The 20,909-nt window shown below is 67.1% G+C and carries 19 protein-coding genes; 8 read left to right on the top strand and 11 right to left on the bottom strand.

Annotated elements, in window-relative coordinates:
* Positions 1 to 33: 33 nt before the first annotated feature.
* Positions 34 to 1,095, top strand: a complete 1,062-nt coding sequence (locus HNP52_RS02465) for a mannose-1-phosphate guanylyltransferase/mannose-6-phosphate isomerase (protein WP_184162005.1) — start codon at positions 34 to 36, stop codon at positions 1,093 to 1,095.
* Here the strand turns inward: HNP52_RS02465 and HNP52_RS02460 are convergent.
* Positions 1,092 to 2,204, bottom strand: coding sequence for a sulfotransferase (locus HNP52_RS02460; RefSeq protein WP_184162002.1), 1,113 nt, complete (start codon positions 2,202 to 2,204; stop codon positions 1,092 to 1,094). The genes HNP52_RS02465 and HNP52_RS02460 overlap by 4 nt on opposite strands.
* 131 nt (positions 2,205 to 2,335) lie before the next feature.
* Here HNP52_RS02460 and HNP52_RS02455 point away from each other — a divergent pair, with 131 nt between their 5' ends.
* Positions 2,336 to 2,884 carry an aspartyl/asparaginyl beta-hydroxylase domain-containing protein gene (locus HNP52_RS02455; protein WP_221416080.1) on the top strand — a complete coding sequence of 183 codons (549 nt, stop codon included), beginning with the start codon at positions 2,336 to 2,338 and terminating at the stop codon, positions 2,882 to 2,884.
* The gene (locus HNP52_RS02450) at positions 2,881 to 3,216 is read left to right on the top strand and encodes an HNH endonuclease (protein WP_184161994.1); all 336 of its coding nucleotides are present in this window, start codon (positions 2,881 to 2,883) and stop codon (positions 3,214 to 3,216) included. The genes HNP52_RS02455 and HNP52_RS02450 overlap by 4 nt, the downstream gene beginning before the upstream one ends.
* Here the strand turns inward: HNP52_RS02450 and pepF are convergent.
* The 3 genes from pepF to groES all read right to left on the bottom strand — a co-directional run bounded on the left by pepF (position 3,213) and on the right by groES (position 7,562).
* On the bottom strand, positions 3,213 to 5,075 hold the full coding sequence (gene pepF / locus HNP52_RS02445) for an oligoendopeptidase F (RefSeq protein ID WP_184161991.1): 1,863 nt from the start codon (positions 5,073 to 5,075) through the stop codon (positions 3,213 to 3,215). The genes HNP52_RS02450 and pepF overlap by 4 nt on opposite strands.
* A gap of 493 nt (positions 5,076 to 5,568) precedes the next feature.
* Positions 5,569 to 7,212: a chaperonin GroEL gene (gene groL, locus HNP52_RS02440; RefSeq protein WP_184161988.1), complete on the bottom strand. Its 1,644-nt coding sequence runs from the start codon at positions 7,210 to 7,212 to the stop codon at positions 5,569 to 5,571.
* A 62-nt stretch (positions 7,213 to 7,274) separates the two neighbouring features.
* On the bottom strand, positions 7,275 to 7,562 hold the full coding sequence (groES, locus tag HNP52_RS02435) for a co-chaperone GroES (RefSeq protein ID WP_184161985.1): 288 nt from the start codon (positions 7,560 to 7,562) through the stop codon (positions 7,275 to 7,277).
* Between the two features lie 218 nt (positions 7,563 to 7,780).
* On the opposite strand from groES, the gene sppA reads away from it, so the two are divergent.
* The 3 genes from sppA (at position 7,781) to HNP52_RS02420 (ending at position 10,681) form a co-directional block, all read left to right on the top strand.
* Positions 7,781 to 9,673, top strand: a complete 1,893-nt coding sequence (gene sppA, locus HNP52_RS02430) for a signal peptide peptidase SppA (RefSeq protein ID WP_184161982.1) — start codon at positions 7,781 to 7,783, stop codon at positions 9,671 to 9,673.
* Positions 9,670 to 10,233, top strand: a complete 564-nt coding sequence (locus HNP52_RS02425; RefSeq protein WP_184161979.1) for a GNAT family N-acetyltransferase — start codon at positions 9,670 to 9,672, stop codon at positions 10,231 to 10,233. The genes sppA and HNP52_RS02425 overlap by 4 nt, the downstream gene beginning before the upstream one ends.
* Positions 10,234 to 10,324: 91 nt before the next feature.
* Complete coding sequence (locus tag HNP52_RS02420) at positions 10,325 to 10,681, top strand: hypothetical protein (RefSeq protein WP_184161975.1); 357 nt, start codon at positions 10,325 to 10,327, stop codon at positions 10,679 to 10,681.
* Positions 10,682 to 10,879: 198 nt separating this feature from the next.
* On the opposite strand, the gene HNP52_RS02415 is transcribed toward HNP52_RS02420, so the two are convergent.
* Entirely contained in the window at positions 10,880 to 11,434 is a 555-nt protein-coding gene (locus HNP52_RS02415; RefSeq protein WP_184161972.1) for a tetratricopeptide repeat protein, read from the bottom strand.
* A 156-nt stretch (positions 11,435 to 11,590) separates the two neighbouring features.
* Here HNP52_RS02415 and HNP52_RS02410 point away from each other — a divergent pair, with 156 nt between their 5' ends.
* Positions 11,591 to 12,358, top strand: a complete 768-nt coding sequence (locus HNP52_RS02410) for a hypothetical protein (RefSeq protein WP_184161969.1) — start codon at positions 11,591 to 11,593, stop codon at positions 12,356 to 12,358.
* A gap of 1 nt (position 12,359) precedes the next feature.
* Here the strand turns inward: HNP52_RS02410 and HNP52_RS02405 are convergent, their stop codons facing one another.
* Positions 12,360 to 12,734 carry a hypothetical protein gene (locus tag HNP52_RS02405; protein ID WP_184161965.1) on the bottom strand — a complete coding sequence of 125 codons (375 nt, stop codon included), beginning with the start codon at positions 12,732 to 12,734 and terminating at the stop codon, positions 12,360 to 12,362.
* Positions 12,734 to 13,369, bottom strand: a complete 636-nt coding sequence (locus tag HNP52_RS02400; protein WP_184161962.1) for a trimeric intracellular cation channel family protein — start codon at positions 13,367 to 13,369, stop codon at positions 12,734 to 12,736. Before HNP52_RS02400 ends, HNP52_RS02405 begins: the two co-directional genes overlap by 1 nt.
* A 63-nt stretch (positions 13,370 to 13,432) precedes the next feature.
* Here HNP52_RS02400 and HNP52_RS02395 point away from each other — a divergent pair, with 63 nt between their 5' ends.
* The gene (locus tag HNP52_RS02395) at positions 13,433 to 14,098 is read left to right on the top strand and encodes a YoaK family protein (protein ID WP_184161959.1); all 666 of its coding nucleotides are present in this window, start codon (positions 13,433 to 13,435) and stop codon (positions 14,096 to 14,098) included.
* 169 nt (positions 14,099 to 14,267) lie between these two features.
* Here the strand turns inward: HNP52_RS02395 and lpdA are convergent, their stop codons facing one another.
* The 4 genes from lpdA to sucD form a co-directional block, all read right to left on the bottom strand.
* Complete coding sequence (lpdA, locus tag HNP52_RS02390; protein ID WP_184161956.1) at positions 14,268 to 15,662, bottom strand: dihydrolipoyl dehydrogenase; 1,395 nt, start codon at positions 15,660 to 15,662, stop codon at positions 14,268 to 14,270.
* Positions 15,663 to 15,794: 132 nt separating this feature from the next.
* Positions 15,795 to 17,000, bottom strand: a complete 1,206-nt coding sequence (odhB, locus tag HNP52_RS02385; RefSeq protein ID WP_184161953.1) for a 2-oxoglutarate dehydrogenase complex dihydrolipoyllysine-residue succinyltransferase — start codon at positions 16,998 to 17,000, stop codon at positions 15,795 to 15,797.
* A gap of 25 nt (positions 17,001 to 17,025) precedes the next feature.
* A complete protein-coding gene (locus tag HNP52_RS02380; protein ID WP_184161950.1) occupies positions 17,026 to 19,959 on the bottom strand; it encodes a 2-oxoglutarate dehydrogenase E1 component in 2,934 nt (977 codons plus the stop codon).
* 65 nt (positions 19,960 to 20,024) lie between these two features.
* The gene (gene sucD, locus HNP52_RS02375) at positions 20,025 to 20,909 is read right to left on the bottom strand and encodes a succinate--CoA ligase subunit alpha (RefSeq protein WP_184161947.1); all 885 of its coding nucleotides are present in this window, start codon (positions 20,907 to 20,909) and stop codon (positions 20,025 to 20,027) included.

Genomic DNA, 20,909 nt, shown 5'->3' with positions numbered 1-20,909 from the left:
CCAAATCAGATTTTCTCAGGAGGTCCGTAACTCATGTCGGATTCGCAACCGATCGTCCCTGTCATCCTGTCGGGAGGATCGGGCACGCGCCTGTGGCCGATGTCCAGGGCGGAGAAGCCGAAGCAACTGCTTTCGCTCACCGCCGAGGAGACGATGCTGCAGCTCACCGCGCGCCGCGCCGCCGGGGAGCAGTTCGGTCCGCCGATCGTCGTCGCCAATGCGCATCATGCCGACATGGTTGAGGAGCAGCTCGCGGCCGCCGACAGCACGGCGCGTGCGCTGGTGCTCGAGCCGATCGGCCGCAATACCGCGCCCGCGATCGCGCTCGCCGCGATTGCCGCGGGCGGCGGGGCCGAGCCGCTGCTGGTGATGCCGTCCGATCACGTCATCACCGATGTCGATGCCTTTCATGCCGCGATCCAGGCGGCGTTGCCGCTGGTCCGCGACGGCTGGCTGGTCACCTTCGGGATCACGCCCGACGTGCCCGAGACTGGCTATGGCTGGATCAAGGTGGGCGAAGCGATCGGCGACGGCGTCCACCGGGTCGAGCGCTTCGTCGAGAAGCCGCCGCGCGAAAAGGCGGAGGAGATGCTGGCCCATGGCGGGCATACCTGGAACGGTGGCATCTTCCTGTTCCGCGCCGACATCTATCTGGGAGCCCTGGCGAGCTACGCGCCGGAAATGCTCGCGGCCGCGCAGCAGGCGATGGAAAAGGGCCGGCGCGACGGCGCGCGGATCTGGCCCGATGCGGACAGCTTTGCCGCCAGTCCTTCGGACTCGATCGACTATGCGGTGATGGAAAAGGCGCCGCGCGTGGCGGTGGTGCCGGTCACGATGGGCTGGAGCGATGTCGGCAGCTGGGACGCGCTCCACGCGATCAGCCATGCCGATGCCGGCGGCAATGTGGTGCGCGGCGATGCCGTGGTGATCGAATCGAGCAACTGCCTGGTGCGTGCCGAGGGCGGCAAGCGTGTCGCCCTGGTCGGCGTGGAGGACCTGATCGTGGTCGTCTCGGGCGATGACGTGCTGGTGTTGCCGCGCGGGCGCAGCCAGGAAGTGAAGAAGATCATCGAGGCGATGCAGAAGAGCGGCTAGCTCGCCGCGCGGACGGCCTCCAGCTCGGCGAAGACCGGTGCGATATGGTGATCCACGGCAGCGCGGAGCTCGGGATCGGCTTCGCGTCGCTTGGCTTCTCCGTCGGCGGTGAAACGGGTTCCCGGCGCCTTGGAATAGCGTGTGGCCGCCGCTTCCATCGCCTTCCGCGCCGGCGCTTCCGGTGCCACGCCGAAATGCGGCAGAATCCGATCGAAAAAGGCACCGGGCAGCTCGGCATAGTTCACGAGCAACCCCTGGCCCCCGCCGTGCTCGATCACGGCCTGGCAGGTGCGCTCGAGCACCCGCGCGATGAAGTTGCGCTCGGGTAGCCAGGCGTCCTCTGGCGCCAGGCCGAACCATTCCAGCGGCACGATGCCGGGCACCGTCTGGGCACCGCGCTGGCGCAGCTGCGATACCAGCACCTCGACCGGGTCGCGGTAGAGGAAGATCCAGGGCGTGGTCGGAAAGGCACGGCGAAGCAGCGGCAGCGCCCGCGTATGCCAGCTGTCGAGCTTGAGGAACAAATGCCCGGCGCCGCGGGCATAGGCGTGGACCAGCGCGCGCAGCGCGTCGGCGTGCATGTCGGGATCCTCGAACGGGTACTGGATCATCGCGTCCAGCACCGAAGTCTCGGAGATCGAGACATGGCCGGGCGCGGCCCCGAGCATCTGCGAGACCAGCGTCGAGCCGCAGCGCGACATATGGAAGATCAGGCCCGAAGGCGCGCGCAAGTCCGTCCGGCCGACAAAGCCTTCAAGTGGCGTGGCGGTGCGGAACAGGCGGTTGAACGGCCGCCCGCCCGCCTCGAGCACCGCATCCTCGAAGAAGGGCGTGCTGGGCGAGATGCCGGCGAAGTGGAACCACTGGATCGCGGGCTGTGGCCCGCGCACGAAGCCGACCGGGAGCCAGCCTTCGGGCGGCCATTCGGCCTGCATGACCGGGGCCGCGCTGAAACGGAACATGCCGATCGGATCGGGACAGCCGCATCCGGCCAGATCCTGCGCGGTGAGGGGGATGCCCCGTGCCGCGGCCCAGGCGATCGCCTCTGCCTCGAACACGGCTGGGTCAAAGGGTTCAGCCAGCTGCGCCTGGGCGGCGGGGTCGGCCATGACTGCGGCGCGGAACGCCTCGATCGGAGTTGGTGGCGTTGCAATCATCGGGCGCTGGGATAGGGTCTCTGGGAAGGAGCAGTCAGGCTAATATGGCAACGGCACCCACACAATCCGCTTGGCCCGATCGGGTGCGCTTGCCGCTTGCCTTCGATCCCGCGCCGCTCGTCGCCGATGTCGAGGCTCTCGAACGGGGCGACTGGACCGAGCATTTCGTGAAGCAGAATTATGATGGGGAATGGAGTGCGCTGCCGTTGCGCGCGCAGGCGGGCGTCTCCCATCCGATCCAGCTGATCTATGCCGCGCCGGGCGTCACCGAATTCGTCGACACGGTGTGGCGCGCGCGCATGCCGGGGGTGTCGGCCGTGATCGACGCCTTTGCCTGCCCGATCCGTTCCGCGCGGTTGATGCGGCTGGCGGCGGGATCGGTGATCAAGGAGCATGAGGATCTTGACCTCGACGTCGCCGATGGCTTCGCGCGGATCCATGTACCGATCGTGACCAATGCAGATGTAGATTTCCGCCTGAATGGCGCGCGTGTGGCGATGGCCCCGGGCGAGGCCTGGTATCTCCGCCTCGCCGATCCGCACAGCGTCACGAATGCGGGCAATACGGCCCGCGTGCATCTGGTGATCGACCTTGTGGTCAATGACTGGCTGCTGCGCCAGCTGGCGGGATGAGCGGGCGCGTCCGGCGCAAACAGATCGCGGCGGCGCTGGAAACCGCCGCGAGTGCTGCGCCGCCCGAAGCCTGCGCGCTTTGTGCCCGCCCGCTCGGCCGGCGGCTCGAATGGCATCATGTGCTGCCGAAAAGCGAAGGCGGTCGCGAGACGGTGCCGCTCCATCCCATCTGCCACCGCACGATCCACGCCAGCGCGAGCAATGCCGAGCTGGCGCGTCTCTATCCTACGCTCGACGCGCTGCTTGAGCGCGAGGATATCCGCCGCTTCGTCGCATGGATCGCGGACAAGCCGCCCGATTTCCATGCGCCGACGCGGCGGAAACAGGCTTAGCCGATCAGCGCTTCCGCCTGGTCGAGCACATTCTTGAAGTCGGCGACGAGCGCCTGGTACGGGGCCGGGCTCGCCATATCCAGGCCGGCGCGCTTCAGGATTTCGGTCGGATAGTCCGATCCGCCCGCCTTGAGCACCGAGAGGTAGTTGTCGCGCTCCTTGGCGCCGCCCTTCAGGATCGACTGGGCGAAGAACGTCGCCGCCGAGATGCAGGTGGCGTACTGGTAGACATAGAAGCTGTTGTAGAAGTGCGGGATATACGCCCATTCATTGGCGTATTCGGGCTCCAGGATCATCTTCGGGCCGTGATAGGTGCGCAGCAGCTCGCCATAGACTTTGGTGAACTTCTCGCCTGACAGACCCTCGCCCGCTTCCGCCATGTCGTGCGCCTTGAGCTCGAACTCGGCGAACATGGTCTGGCGGAAGAAGGTGCCGCGATAATTCTCCATCTGCTGGCCGAGGTAGAAGAGCTTCTCCTCCTTGGTCTTCGCGCCCTTGAGCAGGTGAGCGACGAGCAACTGCTCGTTCAGCGTCGAGGCGATCTCGGCGAGGAAGATCGGATAGTCCGCCTTGTCATAGACCTGGGTGGAGTTGGCGAGCAGCGAGTGCAGCGCATGGCCCCATTCATGGGCATAGGTGCTCATCCCGTCATATTTGTCGCTCAAGTTGAGCAGCAGATAGGGATGCACGTCGAACGCGCCGGGATTCATGTATGCGCCCGGGCGCTTGCCGGGGCGCGGCCAGGGATCCATCCACTTGGCGGCGGTCGCCTTGGCGATGCGCGCCTGATAGTCGGCGCCGAGTGGCTTCACCGCTTCCAGCGTGGTCGCGCGCATCTGGTCGAGCGTGTAGCTGCGGTCCATCGAGACGAGCGGCGGGTAGATGTCGTAATAGCCGATGTCCGGCAGCTTGAGCATCTTGCGGCGCAGCTCGAAATAGCGGTGGAGCTGGGGCAGCCCCTTGTTCGTCTCAGCCACCAGCGTGCGGTACACCGCCTCGGGCACATTGTTGCCGGCCAGCGCATGGGCAAGCGAGGTCGGGTATTTCCGCGCCTTGGCGTAGAAGATGTCCGAGCGAACCTGGCCGCCATAGGTTGCGCCGAACGAGTTCTGGAACTTGCCGTGCTCGGTCCAGAACGCCTTGAACACCGCCTTGCGGTCCTCGCGATTGGGGGCGTCGCGGTTGAGCGAATAGCCCTGTGAATCGAGGCGGACCTGCTTGCCGGTCGACAGGGTGATGGTCGGCCAGGGGATGTCCGAGGAGCGCAGCTGGCCAGCGATGTCGCTGGCCGCGTCGAGCGGCGAGCCGGCGCTGGCGAGGATCGCCTCGCTCTCGGCCGAAAGCGTGTGCGCGGCCTGGCGCAGTGCATCGGCGAGCGCGAAGTCGAAGCGGGCGCGCAGCACCTGGCTGGCGGCAAGGAAGCTGTCGATCTTGGCCTTGCCCAGCGTCAGCAGCTCGGGTGCGACCCAGGAACTGGCCTCGCCGAACGCGGTATAGAGATCGCGGCCCTGGGCCAGCTTCTCCTGGTTGGCGGAGATGCGGACATCCTCGTCGCCCTTCAGGCTGGCATAGGTGTAGATGCGGGCGATCGTGCGGCCGAGATCGGACTGGAGGCTCAGTGCCTCGGCCAGCACATCGGCACTCTCGCCAAGGCGGCCCTTGTATTTGGCGATCCCCGGAACGGCGGCCAGCGCCTGCTTGCGGGCGGCTTCCCAGGCGGCTTCGTTCGGATAGAGCTCGGTCAGGTCCCATTCGGCGCCGGCGGGTGCGGCGGCCTGGCGGGCCCAGGCGGGCAGGGCGGCGGTGGCGCTGGCGAAGGCGGCTACAGCCAGCGCTTCGCGGCGGGTAAGGTCGGTCATTTCCAGTCCCTGAAATCGCGCCTGTAGGCCGGCGCCGTTGCAAGAGGCGCCAGTCTGTCGCGGTTTCGGAATGCGGGAAAGTGTTTTGTTGACCTAAAACGCCGCGACGGCGGCGATCAGCGTGCGGCCTTGGGTGTGACGATCCAGTCGCGCTTGGCGCGGCGGGTCATGTGGACCCCGCAATAGCGGCACTTGCTGACATATTTGTCGTCCCCGCCGATGCGTTGTGCATGCTTTTCGGAACGTTCGTGCCGGCCTCCGATGCAACGCGCACGCCCGGCAATCCAATTAATCACGTAACCACCCCCAATGGTCTATGGCCGTCTACCTCCCTGATCCTCGGAAGAGGGTCAAGCAGGTATCGGTTCGGTTTGCCGCAAATCAGAAATGTTTCGGAAAAGTATCGAAACGTCGCCCGCGCCGGGCCGGCGGGCATGAAAAGGGCCGGGGATCGCTCCCCGGCCCTTCCATTTTTGTGCGCAGAGCGAAGGACTTAGAAGTCCATGCCGCCCATGCCGCCCATGCCACCGCCCATGGCGGGCATGGCGGGCTTGTCTTCCGGCAGCTCGCTCACCGCCGCTTCGGTGGTGATGAGCAGGCCGGCGACCGAAGCCGCGTTCTGGAGCGCGGTGCGGACGACCTTGGTCGGGTCGATCACGCCGGCCGCAACCAGGTTCTCATAGGTGTCGGTCGATGCGTTGAAGCCGAACGAAGTGTCGGTCTGGTCGAGCAGCTTGCCCGAGACGACCGCACCGTCATGGCCGGCGTTCGAAGCGATCTGGCGCACCAGGGCCGAGAGCGAACGGCGCACGATGTCGACGCCGCGGGTCTGGTCCTCGTTTGCACCGGTGACGCCGTCGAGCGCCTTGGTGGCATAGAGGAGGGCCGTGCCGCCGCCGGGGACGATGCCTTCTTCAACGGCTGCGCGGGTTGCGTGCAGCGCGTCGTCGACGCGGTCCTTGCGCTCCTTCACCTCGACCTCGGTCGCACCGCCGACCTTGATCACGGCCACGCCGCCGGCGAGCTTGGCGAGACGCTCCTGGAGCTTCTCACGGTCATAGTCGCTGGTGGTGACTTCGATCTGCTGGCGGATCGCTTCGGTGCGGCCCTTGATCGCATCGGCTTCACCGGCGCCATCGACGATGGTGGTGTTGTCCTTGTCGATCGTGACGCGCTTGGCGGTGCCGAGCATGCCGAGGGTAACGCTCTCGAGCTTGATGCCGAGGTCTTCCGAGATGACTTCGCCCTTGGTGAGGACGGCGATGTCCTCGAGCATCGCCTTGCGGCGATCGCCGAAGCCCGGTGCCTTGACCGCAGCGACCTTCAGGCCGCCACGCAGCTTGTTGACGACGAGCGTGGCCAGGGCCTCGCCCTCGATGTCCTCTGCGATGATCAGCAGCGGACGGCCGGTCTGCACCACCGCCTCGAGGATCGGCAGCATCGACTGGAGGTTCGACAGCTTCTTCTCGTGGATCAGGATGTACGGATCGGCGAGCTCGACGGCCATCTTCTCGGGGTTGGTGATGAAGTAGGGCGACAGGTAGCCGCGGTCGAACTGCATGCCCTCGACGACGTCGAGCTCGAACTCGAGACCCTTCGCCTCTTCGACGGTGATCACGCCTTCCTTGCCGACCTTCTCCATCGCTTCCGCGATCTTCTGGCCAACTTCGGTGTCGCCGTTCGCCGAGATGATGCCGACCTGCGCGACTTCATTGGTGCCGGCAACCGGCTTCGAGCGCGACTTGATGTCGTCGACGACCTTGTGGACCGCGAGGTCGATGCCGCGCTTCAGGTCCATCGGGTTCATGCCGGCGGCAACCGACTTCATGCCCTCGCGCACGATCGCCTGGGCGAGAACGGTCGCGGTGGTGGTGCCGTCACCGGCGATGTCGTTGGTCTTCGAGGCCACTTCGCGCACCATCTGGGCGCCCATGTTCTCGAACTTGTCCTTGAGCTCGATTTCCTTGGCGACGCTGACGCCGTCCTTGGTGATGCGCGGTGCGCCGAAGCTCTTCTCGATCACGACGTTGCGGCCCTTCGGGCCCAGGGTCACCTTCACCGCATCGGCGAGGATGTCCACGCCGCGCAGGATGCGCTCACGTGCGTCGCGCGAAAACTTTACGTCCTTGGCTGCCATTTGACTGCCCTTTCAATTGCGAAAAATGGGGACTCGCCGCGCAGGGCGAGGGATTCGAAGTCTCAGCCGACGATCCCGAGGATGTCGCTTTCCTTCATGATGAGGAGGTCTTCACCGTTGACCTTGACCTCGGTGCCCGACCACTTGCCGAACAGGATGCGGTCGCCGGCCTTGACGTCGAGCGGGGTGACCTCGCCCTTGTCGTTCTTGGTGCCCGAGCCGACGGCGACGACTTCGCCTTCCTGCGGCTTTTCCTGGGCGGTGTCCGGAATGATGATGCCGCCGGCGGTCTTCGCCTCGGCTTCGACGCGGCGGACGAGCACGCGGTCGTGCAACGGACGGAAGTTCATTGCGAGTGATCCTCTATGCAATGGTTTATGGTTCTGGCACTCGGACTCGCCGACTGCCAACGGAGCGGCATATGCGTACGCCCCTGCCCGGCGTCAACGGGCGTTAAGTGCGTTTTTTCGGAGTCCCCGAACGGGCGTGTTGGTCCGCTAATACGGGCGTTTACTCCACAGCCCATATCTAGTAGCCCGAACCGGCATTTCCATGGGAGAGCGGCGAAGTGAAGCTTGTCAAAGGCGCCTGGAAGATCCTGGTGGGGATCAAGGACTTTCTGGTCCTGGTCTTCATGCTCCTGTTCTTCACGGTGCTGTTCGCGGCGCTCTCCGCCAAGCCCAACGCCGCGGCGATCCGCGACGGCGCGCTGCTCGTCTCGCTCGACGGCGCACTGGTCGAGCAGCCCGAGGAAGCCGATCCCTTCGCCAAGCTCGGCGGCGGCGATGTCGCCAAGCAGCAGCGGCTGCGCGACGTGGTCCGCGCGCTCGACGCGGCGAAGACCGACGATCATGTGAAGGCGGTGGTGCTCGACCTCGACCGCTTCATGGGCGGCTACCCCGCCGCGATCAGCGAAGTCGCCGCCGCGGTGGGCGAAGTCCGCAAGAGCGGCAAGCCGGTGCTGGCCTATGCGACCGCCTATACCGATGACAGCTATGCGCTCGCGGCCAATGCCAGCGAGATCTGGGTGAACCCGCTGGGGGGCGCGATGTTCACCGGCCCGGGCGGCACCCGCCTGTTCTACAAGAGCCTGCTCGACAAGCTGGGGGTCAACGCGCACATCTACCGCGTCGGCAAGTTCAAGTCGGCGGTCGAGCCGTACATGCGCGACGACATGTCGCCCGAGGCCAAGGAAGCCGAGCTCGCGATCTACCAGCCGATCTGGGCGCAGTGGCAGGCGGAAGTCGCCAAGGCGCGGCCCAAGGCGAAGCTGGCCGACTATATCGCCAAGCCGGCCGAAGTGGTGGCGGGCACCAAGGGCGATATCGCCAAGTCGAACCTAGCGCTGGGCATCGTCGACAAGCTGGGCGACCGGCTGGCCTTCGGCAAGCGCGTCGCCGAGATCGCCGGCGTCGCCAGCGGCAAGCCGGCGGGCAATTTCAACCGGATCAAGCTGGCCGACTTCGTCGCCGCGCATCCGCTGCCGACCGGCGGCGACGCGATCGGCGTGCTGACCATCGCCGGCGAGATCGTCGACGGCAAGGCCGGCCCCGGCAAGGCGGCGGGCGACACGATCAGCGCGGCGCTGCTCAAGGGCCTGGCCGAGAAGAAGCTCAAGGCGCTGGTGGTCCGCGTCGATTCGCCCGGTGGCTCGGCGCTCGCTTCCGAGCAGATCCGCCAGGCGATCGAGCAGGCCAAGGGGCAGGGCCTGCCGGTGGTCGTCTCGATGGGCAGCCTGGCCGCCAGCGGCGGCTATTGGGTATCGACCGCGGGCAAGACGATCTTCGCCGAGCCGAACACGATCACCGGTTCGATCGGCATCTTCGGCGTGATCCCGACCTTCGAGAAGACGCTCGCCAAGATCGGCGTCGGCGTGGACGGGGTGCGGACCACGCCGCTCAGCGGCCAGCCCGACCTGTATGGCGGCACCAATGAAGAGACCGACAAGCTGCTCCAGTCGGCGATCGAAGCGGGCTATGCGCGCTTCATCGGGCTGGTGGCCGGCGCCCGCAAGCTGAGCCCCGAGCGGGTCAACGAGATCGCGCAGGGCCGCGTCTGGATCGGCGGCACCGCGCACCAGCTCGGGCTGGTCGACCGGTTCGGCGGGATCAACGACGCGATCGCCGAGGCGGCGCGCCTTGCCAAGCTCGATCCGGCCAAGGTCCATGCGGTCTATCTCGAGAAGGAGCCGTCGGGCTGGGCGAAGATGATCGAGGGCTTCCTGGGCGACAATGACCAGGAAGGCGACTGGGCCGACCAGCCGGCGGGGGCGGACATGTTCGCCCGCACCGCGATCGCCCAGCGCGGGTTGCTGATCCAGGCGATCGGCGATGCGCGCCGGCTCGCCCGTGGCGGATCGGTGCAGGCACGCTGCCTCGAATGCGGAGGCTTCGGCCCCGCCACCGGCAGCCTGGACGACGCCCGGCTGTTCGACGCCATCGCCGCGCGGCTCGCGCTGTGATCGGTATCCGCGCAGCCACGCCGGAGGACGCTGGCGCCATCGCGGCGATCTATGCGCCGCACGTGCTCACCGGCACCGCCAGCTTCGAGATCGAGCCGCCCGAAAAGGCGGAGATCCGCAAGCGCATGGCATCGAGCGACGGGCTCTATCCCTGGCTGGTCGCCACGACCGGCGATGGCGAGGATGCCGGGGTGATCGGCTATGCCTATGCCAGCAAGTTCCGCGACCGGCCGGCCTATCGCTATGTTTGCGAGACTTCGATCTACCTGACCGACGCGTCGAGCGGATCGGGGGTGGGGCGGCTGCTCTACGAGGCGCTGGTCGACACGCTGCGCGCGCAGGGCTTCGTCCATGCCATCGGCACGATCGCGTTGCCCAATGACCGCTCGATCCGACTGCACGAGGCGGTGGGCTTCCGCCGCCAGGGCGTCTACCGCGAAGTCGGCTTCAAGCATGGCCAGTGGATCGATATCGGTTTCTGGCAGTGCGAACTGAACGAACCGCGCGTACCCCCTGTGGAACCACGCAAATTCGCCGATATGGGGATTGTCCGGGATTGAGCATGCGGGGGGCTGACCGCTATCGGCGCGGTCTCCCAGTAAACGCGTGGTCCGGTCCCAGATGCCCCACTCCGTTTCCCACAGCATCCACGTGGATGTTGACCGCAAGCTGATCGACCTGCGCATCGGCGGGCTGATCAGCCCCGAGGATGCCGCCTGGATCGGCGAGGAGCTGCGCGCGGCGATCCGCACGCTCGGCCCCCATGTCGGGCAGCATGTGACGCTCTATGACGGCAGCGGCGTGCACGTCGTGCCGCAGGAGACGGTGGAGCTGATCAAGCACACGCTCGACAATCCCGAGGTGCGCAAGCTGTGGGCGCGCAAGATCGCGTTCGTGGTGAGCACCGCGCTCGCCCGGCTGCAGGCGCAACGGCTGCGCGAGGTGCGGCCCGACCTGGGCATATTCGACGATCGCGAGAGCGCGATCGCTTGGCTGATGGAGGTTTAGGGGGGCGTTTGGCTCTTTCTCCCCTCCCTGCAAGGGAGGGGCTGGGGGTGGGTTGCGCCTCCGGTCTTCCGGAGGCGCCCAACGAGACGGCATCCCCAAACAGAAAAGGCCGGGCATCGAGCCCGGCCTTTTCTAACCCACCCCTAACCCCTCCCTTGCAGGGAGGGGAATCGCGAAGGTCCGGCAGCCAGCATTTCCCTACCCCAAAGCCGCGAGCCGCTGCTCCGCTTCGCGCACGCCCGCATTGCCGTCCGGGAAGAGCGGGCCGAGCGCGGCGTAGCGTTCGCGGGCGTCCGTCCAATAGTCCCGCGCCGCCTCGGTCTCGCCGAGCGCCGTCGCCAGCAGCGCGACGCTGCGGATCATGTTGGCCATGGCCAGCGGCGGCGTGTCGATATCGGCGCGGTAGATGTCGAGCGCCTCGTGGAGATAGGCGGTGGCCCGGGGCAGTTCCTGCTGCTCGAGGAACATGTCGCCGGCATGGCGCAGCGCCCTGGCGAGACCCAGCCCGTCGCCCGCACGGCGATAGAGCGCGATCGCTTCGGCCTGGTCGTGCAGCGCCCAGTCGAGGTCGCCGGTGTCGCGGGCGACCTGCGACTGGCGGGTGAGCGCCAGCGCCTCGCCCGACAAGTCGCCTTCCCGGCGGAACATGAGCAGCGCTTCCGAAAAGGCGGCGCGTGCCGCTTCGGTGTCTCCGTCTCGCCGGGCGGCCTCGCCCGTGGACAGCAATTGCTGGCCGCGACTCGACTCTTCCATGCGGGGAGTATGCGGGGTGTGGAGGGGGCAGGCAATTGCACGGATCTCACGGGACCCGCACGACCTTCCGCTGCCGGGCGCGAGACGCCAAAATGGACAGGATGGTCGAGGCGAACTAGCCTGGCTGGAATGGCGGGCACCGGGGGAAGATGCATGGTGGCGAATGCGATCCGCTATTTGGCCCTGGCCGCTGCCGTCTTCGCCCTTGGCGGCTGTTCTTCCGACGCGCAGCGCCTGCGCCAGTCCGGCCTCGCATCTTCGGGGCAATGGGCGCCCGAATGGGGCTGGCGTTGCTGGAGCCGGTTCGAAGTCGAGGGGGAAACCGTCACCATCCTGCGCGATTTCGAGGCCTCGGGGACGATAAACCCCTATCTCATCCAATCCTATGACCACGAACCGCACGGCACCTATTGGATGATCGATCCGCGCCCGGACGGCCCTCCAGCCAATGAGCCCGACAACGGGCGCAAGGGGCGCAGCGAAGCGGAGGTGCTGCGCGACGGCCCCGATTACGTGCATATCAACTATGCCTGGCACACCCAGGTTGTCGGGCCGGTGCAGGTCAGTTTCCGGGGTGACGGCGTCCCGGTCGGGAGCCAGCGCCTGTTCAGCGCGCGCGAGGTGCGGCGCTCGACCGGGAAGGATGGCAAGATGTTCGGCCTGAGCGGGGGCCTGTCGAAGGGGCCGATCCTGCAGGCGCTCTACCGGACCCAGAGCTGGGCGTTCAGCGTGACCGACGCGACCGGCAAGGAGCTGGTCACAGGCGCTTTCCACCCGCCGGACCTGGCGCGCGCGGTCGAGGAGTATCGGCGGGTGCGCGCGGAGATCGAAGCGCTGGAGACGGAGTTCCGCACCGATTTCCAGGAGCGGAAACGGGGCATGACCAGCTGTGTCGCGCACGAGAGTCCGGAAGCGACGATCTAGCTCATTCCGTGCGGGTGAACTCGCGGCGGCCGCGCTCGGTGATCATCGCGAAGCCCGTGGCCGTGCGTTCCAGCTGGACGCCTTCCATGTCGAGCCCGGTGGCGGTCGGGGTCACCACGCCTTCGGATACCGGCCCCTGGTCGTTGCGATAGGCGAAGCGGATGCGGGTGCCGTCCCAGCGATAGTCGGTATCGCCCTGATAGACCTTCTCGCCCTTGTCGATGACTTCGTGGTGATCGCGCACCCCCGCTTCGACGCGGGTGAAGCAATGGGTGTCGGTCACCTCGGGGGCGAGCGTGGTGCGCCAGCATCTGCCCACCCAGTAATCGAGCGGGGCGAGCGGGTCCTGGGCGAGGAGGAGCAGGGGAAGCAGCATCAGCGCCTTCCCCGATAGGCCGGCAGGCCGAGCTTCCAGATGATCGCCGCGGCGCGCATCCCGAAGCCGGCACTGGCGGCGAGCAGCCCGGCGACGAAGACCGGCAGGCCGGCCAGGGTCAGCACCACCTGGAGCACGCCGGTGAGCGCGGCGGCGGTAACATAGAGCTCGGGGCGCATCAGGATCGAGGGCTCGCCGGCGAGCACGTCGCGGATGATGCCGCCGACGCAGGCGGTGACCACGCCCATCACCGCCGCGGGCACCGGCGGGATGCCGTAGCCCAGCGCCTTGGCGGCGCCGAACGCGGCATAGGCGGCCAGGCCGAAGGCATCGAGCCAGGCGAAGGTGGAATCGTTCCACCAGCGCTGCGGGGTGATCCAGATCAGCACCGCGACCGCGAGGATCAACGAGGCGACGGTGGCGTCATGCACCCAGAAGACGGGGGCGCCGATCAGCAGGTCGCGGATCGTGCCGCCGCCGACGCCGGTGACCAGCGCGAAGAAGGCGGCGGTGACGAAGGTCTGGGCGCGGTGCGCGGCGGCCAGCGCACCGGTGGCGGCGAACACGGCGATGCCGAGCATGTCGAGCCAGGGGAGGATCGGCCCGATCCGGGCGGCGGCGTCTACGGCTTCCATGACCAATGTTTCATGCTTGGAACGGCTTGCTGTCAAATGCGCGGCTGGGGCATGAGGGCTGCCATGCAGCGTACAGAGTCCCCGCTCGTCGTCATCGCCATCTGCCTCGCCGCGCTTGCCGGCTTCGTCGATGCGCTGGCCTTTACCAGCCTGGGCGGTTTCTTCGCCTCGTTCATGAGCGGCAACACCACCCGCATGGCGGTGGGCCTGGGCAATGACATGCCCGGCGTCGCGGCGGTGGCGGGGGCGTTGGTGATGAGCTTCATCAGCGGCGTGATCCTCGCCGCGGTGGTGACGCGCTGGCGCCAGGCGCGCTTCCGCGAGAGCATCATGGCGCTGGTGACGCTGCTGCTGGTGATCGCGGCGACGCTGGCCAGCCTGGTGCCGGGGCCGCTCGTGCTGATCTTCCTGGCGATGGCGATGGGCTGCGAGAACGGCATCCTCCACCGCGAGGGCGAAGTGACGGTGGGCGTGACCTATATGACCGGATCGCTGGTCAAGCTGGGGCAGGGGCTCGCGGGCGCGCTGATGGGCGATCCCGAGCGCTGGGCGTGGACCCGCTATCTGTTCCTGTGGCTCGGCTTCGTCGCCGGGGCGGTGATGGGCGCGGCGAGCCATGGCCGCTGGGGCTGGACCGCGCTGTGGCTGGCGCCGATCGCCAGCGCGGTGCTCGCCTTCGCGCTGCTGCGCGTGCGGCCGAAGCTCAGCGGGCCCTGGGCGGTGCATTGATTGCCCACTTCTTTCTCCCCTCCCTGTAAGGGAGGGGTCGGGGGTGGGTTGCGAGCGCAGCGAGCCCGGCCAGCCGGCGTGCAGAAAAGGAAAAGGCCGGGCATCGAGCCCGGCCTTTCCTAACCCACCCCTTGCCCCTCCCTTGCAGGGAGGGGAAGACCGGGTGCGATCAGACGTGAATGGGCTTGCCGAGCACGGCCATCGCGGCTTCCTTGATCGCCTCGCTGTGCGTCGGGTGCGCATGGCAGGTATAGGCGATGTCTTCCGACGTCGCGCCGAACTCCATCGCCTGGGCGACCTGCGCGATCATCGTGCCGGCGACCGAGGTGATGATCCAGGTGCCGAGCACGCGGTCGGTCTTGGCGTCGGCGATCACCTTCACCCAGCCGACCGTGTCGTCGATCGCCTTGGCGCGGCTGTTGCCGGCCATCGGGAACTTGCCGACCTTGACCTCGCCGCGCTCCTTGGCCTGCTCTTCGGTCAGGCCGACGCCGGCGATCTCGGGGTGGGTATAGACCACCGAGGGGATCACGTCGTGGTTCACGATGCCGGTGAGGCCGGCGATGTTCTCGGCGACCGCGATGCCTTCGTCCTCGGCCTTGTGCGCGAGCATCGGGCCCGGGATCACGTCGCCGATCGCCCAGACGCCGTCGACCTTGGTGCGGAAGTCGTGGTCGGTCTCGACCTGGCCGCGCTTGTTCACTTCGAGGCCGATCTTGTCGAGGCCGAGCCCTTCGGTGTTCGGACGGCGGCCGATCGACACCAGCACGGCATCGGCTTCCAGCGTCTCGGCAGCGCCGCCGGCAGCGGGCTCGACCGTCACGGTCGCCTTGCCGCCATTGACGGTGACGCCGGTCACCTTGGTGGAGAGCTTGATCTCCATGCCCTGCTTCTTGAAGATCTTGGCGGCTTCCTTGCGGACGTCGCCGTCCATGCCCGGGAGCAGCTGGTCGAGGAACTCGACCACGGTGACCTTGGCGCCGAGGCGCTGCCAGACCGAGCCGAGCTCGAGGCCGATCACGCCGCCGCCGATGACGACCATGTGGCCGGGAACCTTGTCGAGCGCGATCGCGCCGGTCGAATCGACGACGACCTTCTGGTCGATCTCGACGCCGGGCAGCGGGGTGACCGACGAGCCGGTGGCGATGACGATGTTCTTGGCGGTGACGGTGCGGTCACCGACCTGGACGGTGTGCGCGTCGATAAAGGTGCCATAGCCCTTCACCCACTCGACCTTGTTCTTCTTGAACAGGAACTCGACGCCGCCGGTCAGGCCCTTCACGGCCTTGTCCTTGTCGGCCATCATGCCGACCAGGTCGAGCTCGACGCCGGTCAGCTTGATGCCGTGCTTGGCGAGGGTGCCGTTGACGGCCTCGTCGAACTTCTCCGACGCGTTGAGCAGTGCCTTGGAGGGGATGCAGCCGACGTTGAGGCAGGTGCCGCCCAGCGTCTCGCGGCCTTCCACGCAGCCGGTCTTGAGGCCCAGCTGCGCCGCGCGGATCGCCGCGACATAGCCGCCGGGGCCCGAACCGATCACCAGGACGTCGAATTCATAGTCGGCCATTTTTCATTCCCTTGTTCCCCGGCGAAGGCCGGAGCCCAGTTTCGAGACGGAATCTGGTGCGCGTCTCGCTTAGTTTCAAACGTCGTTGCAACTGGGCCCCGGCCTTCGCCGGGGAACAGCTGGTTTCGTCGATCAGAGGTCGATCAGCAGACGGGTCGGATCCTCGATCGCGTTCTTGAGCGCGACGAGGAAGGTCACCGCCTCGCGGCCATCGACCAGGCGGTGGTCGTAGCTGAGCGCGAGGTACATCATCGGGCGGACGACGACCTGGCCGTCGCGGACCACCGGGCGGTCCTCGATGCGGTGCAGGCCGAGCACGGCCGACTGCGGCGGGTTGATGATCGGGGTCGACATCAGCGAGCCGAACACGCCGCCGTTCGAGATGGTGAAGGTACCGCCCTTCATCTCTTCCATCTTGAGCGTGCCGTCCTTGGCGCGCTTGCCGAAGTCGCCGATCGTCTTCTCGATGCCGGCGACCGACAGGGTCTCGGCGTCGCGGATCACGGGGACGACCAGGCCCTGCGGGGCCGAGACGGCGACCGAGATGTCGCAATAATCGTGATAGACGATCTCATCGCCCTCGATCGAGCCGTTGACGCCCGGGATGTCCTTGAGCGCCATGCAGGCGGCCTTCACGAAGAAGCCCATGAAGCCGAGGCGAACGCCGTGCTTCTTCTCGAACAGATCCTTGTACTTGGCGCGCGCCTCGATCACCGCGGTCATGTCCACGTCGTTGAACGTGGTGAGCATCGCGGCGGTGTTCTGCGCTTCCTTGAGGCGCTTGGCGACGGTCTGGCGCAGGCGCGTCATCTTGACGCGCTCTTCCTTGCGGCCGCTCGCCGAAGCTGCCGGAGCAGCGGCGGGTGCCGGCGCGGCGGCCGGGGCGGGCTTGTTGCTCGCCGCGGTCAGCACATCGTCCTTGGTCAGGCGGCCGTCCTTGCCGGTGCCCTGCACGGTCGACGGATCGACACCGGTCTCGAGCACCGCGCGGCGCACCGACGGCGACAGCGCAGCGGCTTCCGAAGCTGCGGGCGCGGGTGCCGCGGCCGGAGCGGGCGCGGCAGCCGGGGCTGCGGCGGGCGCCGGAGCAGCGGCGGCAGCGCCGCCCTCGGTCACCACGGCGATCACCGCGCCGACCTCGACCGTGTCGCCGATCTTGACGAGCTGATCGCCCATCACGCCGGCAACCGGGCTGCCGACTTCGACCGAGACCTTGTCGGTCTCGAGGCTCGCGATCGGCTCGTCGAGCGCGACGGGGTCACCCGGGTTCTTCAGCCATTCACCAAGCGTGGCTTCGGTGATCGATTCACCCAGCACCGGGACTTTAACGTCTGCCATTGTCTTTCCTCGTTCCCTGGGGATCTCAGTTGTTGCGGGTCCGGCGAATTTCTTCGCGGACATTGTGGCCGAGCGCGTCTGCGATCAGCGCGCCCTGTTCGGCCTGGTGGCGCTTCATCAGGCCGGTAGCGACCGCTGCGGCCGGACCACGGCCGGCATAGCGCGGACGCTGCACCTTGCACTTCGCCTCGGCCAGGCTGGCCTCGATGAAGGGCTCGACGAAGAACCAGTAGCCGTTGTTCTTCGGCTCTTCCTGCGCCCAGATCACTTCCTCGAGGTTGGTCATGCGCGCGATGCGCTTGGCCAGGGCCTCGCCCGGGAAGGGATAGAGCTGCTCGATGCGGACGATCGCGGTGTTCTTGTCACCGGCGGCATCGCGCGCCTCGATCAGGTCATAGGCGACCTTGCCGGTGCACAGCACCAGGCGCTTCACCTCGGTATCCGCCGGAGCCGACGGGTCGCTGAGGATGCGCATGAAGTGGCTGTCGCCCAGGAAGTCCTCGGCCTTCGACACGGCCAGCTTGTGGCGGAGCAGCGACTTCGGCGTCATCTGCACCAGCGGCTTGCGGAAGGTGCGGTGCATCTGGCGGCGCAGCAGGTGGAAGTAGTTTGCCGGCGTCGTGATGTTGACGACCTGCATATTGTCTTCCGCGCAGAGCTGCAGATAGCGCTCCGGACGCGCCGAGCTGTGCTCGGGGCCCTGGCCTTCATAGCCGTGCGGCAGCAGCATCACCAGGCCGTTGGCGCGCAGCCACTTCGCCTCGCCCGCCGCGATGAACTGGTCGATCATGATCTGCGCGCCATTGGCGAAGTCGCCGAACTGCGCTTCCCACAGCACCAGCGTCTTCGGATCGGCGAGCGCATAGCCATATTCGAAGCCGAGCACGCCGTACTCCGAGAGCGGCGAATCGAGCACTTCGAAGGTGCCGTGCGGGATGGTCGAGAGCGGGATGTAGCGATGCTCATCCTTCTGATCGACCCACACCGCGTGGCGCTGCGAGAAGGTGCCGCGGCCGACGTCCTGGCCCGAGAGGCGGACGCCATAGCCTTCCGAGAGCAGCGAGCCGAAGGCCAGCGCTTCGCCGGTCGCCCAGTCGAAATTCTCGCCCGACGAGAACATCGCACGCTTCGCATCGAGCACGCGGCCGAGCGTCTTGTGGATCTCGAGGTCCGAGGGGACTTCGGTCAGCGTGCGGCCGAGGCTGTCGAACAGCTTCTTCTCGATGCCGGTCTCGACCGAGCGGCGCGCCGTCTCGGCATCGCCCGGAACCGACAGGCCCGACCAGCGGCCGCCGAACCAGTCCGCCTTGTTGGGGAGGTACGACTTGCCCGCTTCGAACTCGCCTTCGAGCAGCAGGTTGAACTGCTTCACCTTCTCGTCGACGAAGCCCTGGTCGATCGTGCCTTCGGCGATCAGCTTCTTCGAATAGACGACGCTGACCGACGGATGCTGGCGGATCGCCTTGTACATCAGCGGCTGGGTGAACGAGGGCTCGTCGCCTTCGTTATGGCCAAAGCGGCGATAGCACCACATGTCGATCACGACGTCGCGCTTGAAGGTCTGGCGGAACTCGATCGCCATCTTGCAGGCGAAGGTGACCGCTTCGGGATCGTCGCCATTGACGTGGAAGATCGGCGCCTGGACGCCCTTGGCGACGTCCGACGGATAGGGCGAGGAGCGCGCGAACTGCGGGCTCGTCGTGAAGCCGATCTGGTTGTTGATGATGAAGTGCAGGCAGCCGCCGGTGTTGTAGCCGCGGATGCCCGAGAAGCCGAGGCACTCCCAGACAATGCCCTGGCCGGCGAACGCGGCGTCGCCGTGCAGCAGCACGGGCAGCGAGCCGGTATGCGCTTCCAGGTCGTTGGCGATCGTCTGGATCGCGCGGGTCTTGCCGAGTACGACCGGATCGGCCGCTTCAAGGTGCGACGGGTTGGCGACCAGCGACATATGGACGCTGATGCCGTCGAACTCGCGATCGGTGCTGGTGCCGAGGTGATACTTCACGTCGCCCGAGCCGCCGACGTCGTCCGGATTGGACGAGCCGCCCGAGAATTCGTGGAAGATCGCGCGATACGGCTTCGACATCACGTTGGTGAGCATGTTCAGGCGGCCGCGATGCGCCATGCCGTACACGATCTCGCGCACGCCGAGCTGGCCGCCGTACTTGATGATGGCTTCCATCGCCGGGATCATCGCTTCGCCGCCGTCGAGGCCGAAGCGCTTGGTGCCGACATACTTCTTGCCGCAGAACTTCTCCCACTCCTCGGCCTCGATGACCTTGGAGAGGATCGCCTTCTTGCCGTCGGCGGTGAACTGGATGGCCTTGTCCTTGCCCTCCATCCGATCCTGGAGGAAGCGGCGCTCCTCCACATCGGCGATGTGCATGTACTCGAGGCCGACATTGCCGCAGTAGTTCGCCTGCAGGATCGCGACGATCTCGCGCACGGTCGCCTTTTCCAGGCCGAGCGTGCCGCCGAGATAGATCGGGCGATCGAGATCGGCGCCGGTGAAGCCGTGATATTCCGGCGTCAGGTCGGCAGGCAGGTCCTGGCGGGCCAGGCCGAGCGGATCGAGCGAAGCGGCGAGGTGGCCGCGCACCCGGTAGGTGCGGATCAGCAGCATCGCGCGGATCGAATCGCCGGCGGCGCGGGCGATGTCGGCTTCCGACGCGGCGGGGCCGGCCGGCTTGGCCGGGGCAGCGCCACCCTTGGCGGGCTTGGGCGCGGGCTCCATCTGGGTGGGATCGAGCCCGGCAGTGAGGGCATCCGTTTCGGCGAGCGGCCAGCGCGGGTTCGCCCAGCTGGGGCCCGAAGCCGCGTTCTCGAGGCCGTCGAAGAACTGCTGCCACTGCGGCTCGACGCCGGTCGGATCCGCCTTGTAGCGGCGGTACATCGTCTCGACGAAGGCGGGGCTCACACCGCCGGCGATCTCGTCGAAGTCCAGGCCCTCATAGCCCATAGTCAATTCCAGTCTGTGTTAGCGCTCCCATTCCGTGAAGGAGATAGGAGCGCGCACGTTGTAATTCAGCCCTTGAGCACTTCGACCAGCGTGGAGCCGAGCTCCGACGGGCTGGCTGCGACGCGGATGCCTGCCTCTTCCATCTTCGCGATCTTTTCCTCGGCACCGCCCTGGCCGCCCGAGACGATCGCGCCGGCATGGCCCATGCGGCGGCCCGGAGGCGCCGTGCGGCCCGCGATGAAGCCGGCCATCGGCTTCTTGCGGCCACGCTTGGCCTCGTCGATCAGGAACTGCGCGGCTTCCTCTTCGGCCGAGCCGCCGATTTCGCCGATCATGATCATCGACTTGGTCGCGTCGTCCGCGAGGAACAGCTCGAGCACGTCGATGAAGTTGGTGCCGTTGACGGGGTCGCCGCCGATGCCCACCGCGGTGGTCTGGCCGAGGCCGGCATTGGTGGTCTGGAACACCGCCTCATAGGTGAGGGTGCCCGAGCGCGAGACGACGCCCACCGAGCCCTTCGAGAAGATCGAGCCCGGCATGATGCCGATCTTGCACTCGCCCGGGGTCAGCAGGCCGGGGCAGTTCGGGCCGATCAGGCGCGACTTCGAACCCGAAAGCGCGCGCTTCACCTTGACCATGTCGAGCACCGGGATGCCCTCGGTGATGCAGACGATCAGCGGCACTTCGGCGTCGATCGCCTCGAGGATCGAGTCGGCGGCGAAGGGCGGCGGCACGTAGATGACCGAGGCGTCGGCGCCGGTCTTGGTGACGGCCTCGGCGACGGTGTCGAACACGGGCAGGCCGATATGCTCGGTGCCGCCCTTGCCGGGGGTCACGCCGCCGACCATCTGCGTCCCATAGGCGAGCGCCTGCTGGGTGTGGAAGGTGCCGGTCTCACCGGTCATCCCCTGGGTGATGACCTTGGTGTTCTTGTTGATCAGGATGCTCAT

Source organism: Sphingomonas kyeonggiensis (assembly GCF_014204495.1).
In the GTDB taxonomy this organism is placed as follows: Bacteria; Pseudomonadota; Alphaproteobacteria; order Sphingomonadales; family Sphingomonadaceae; genus Sphingomonas; species Sphingomonas kyeonggiensis_A.
The sequence above is the reverse complement of the archived record's forward strand: the minus strand, read 5'-3'. Positions and strand labels throughout refer to the sequence as shown.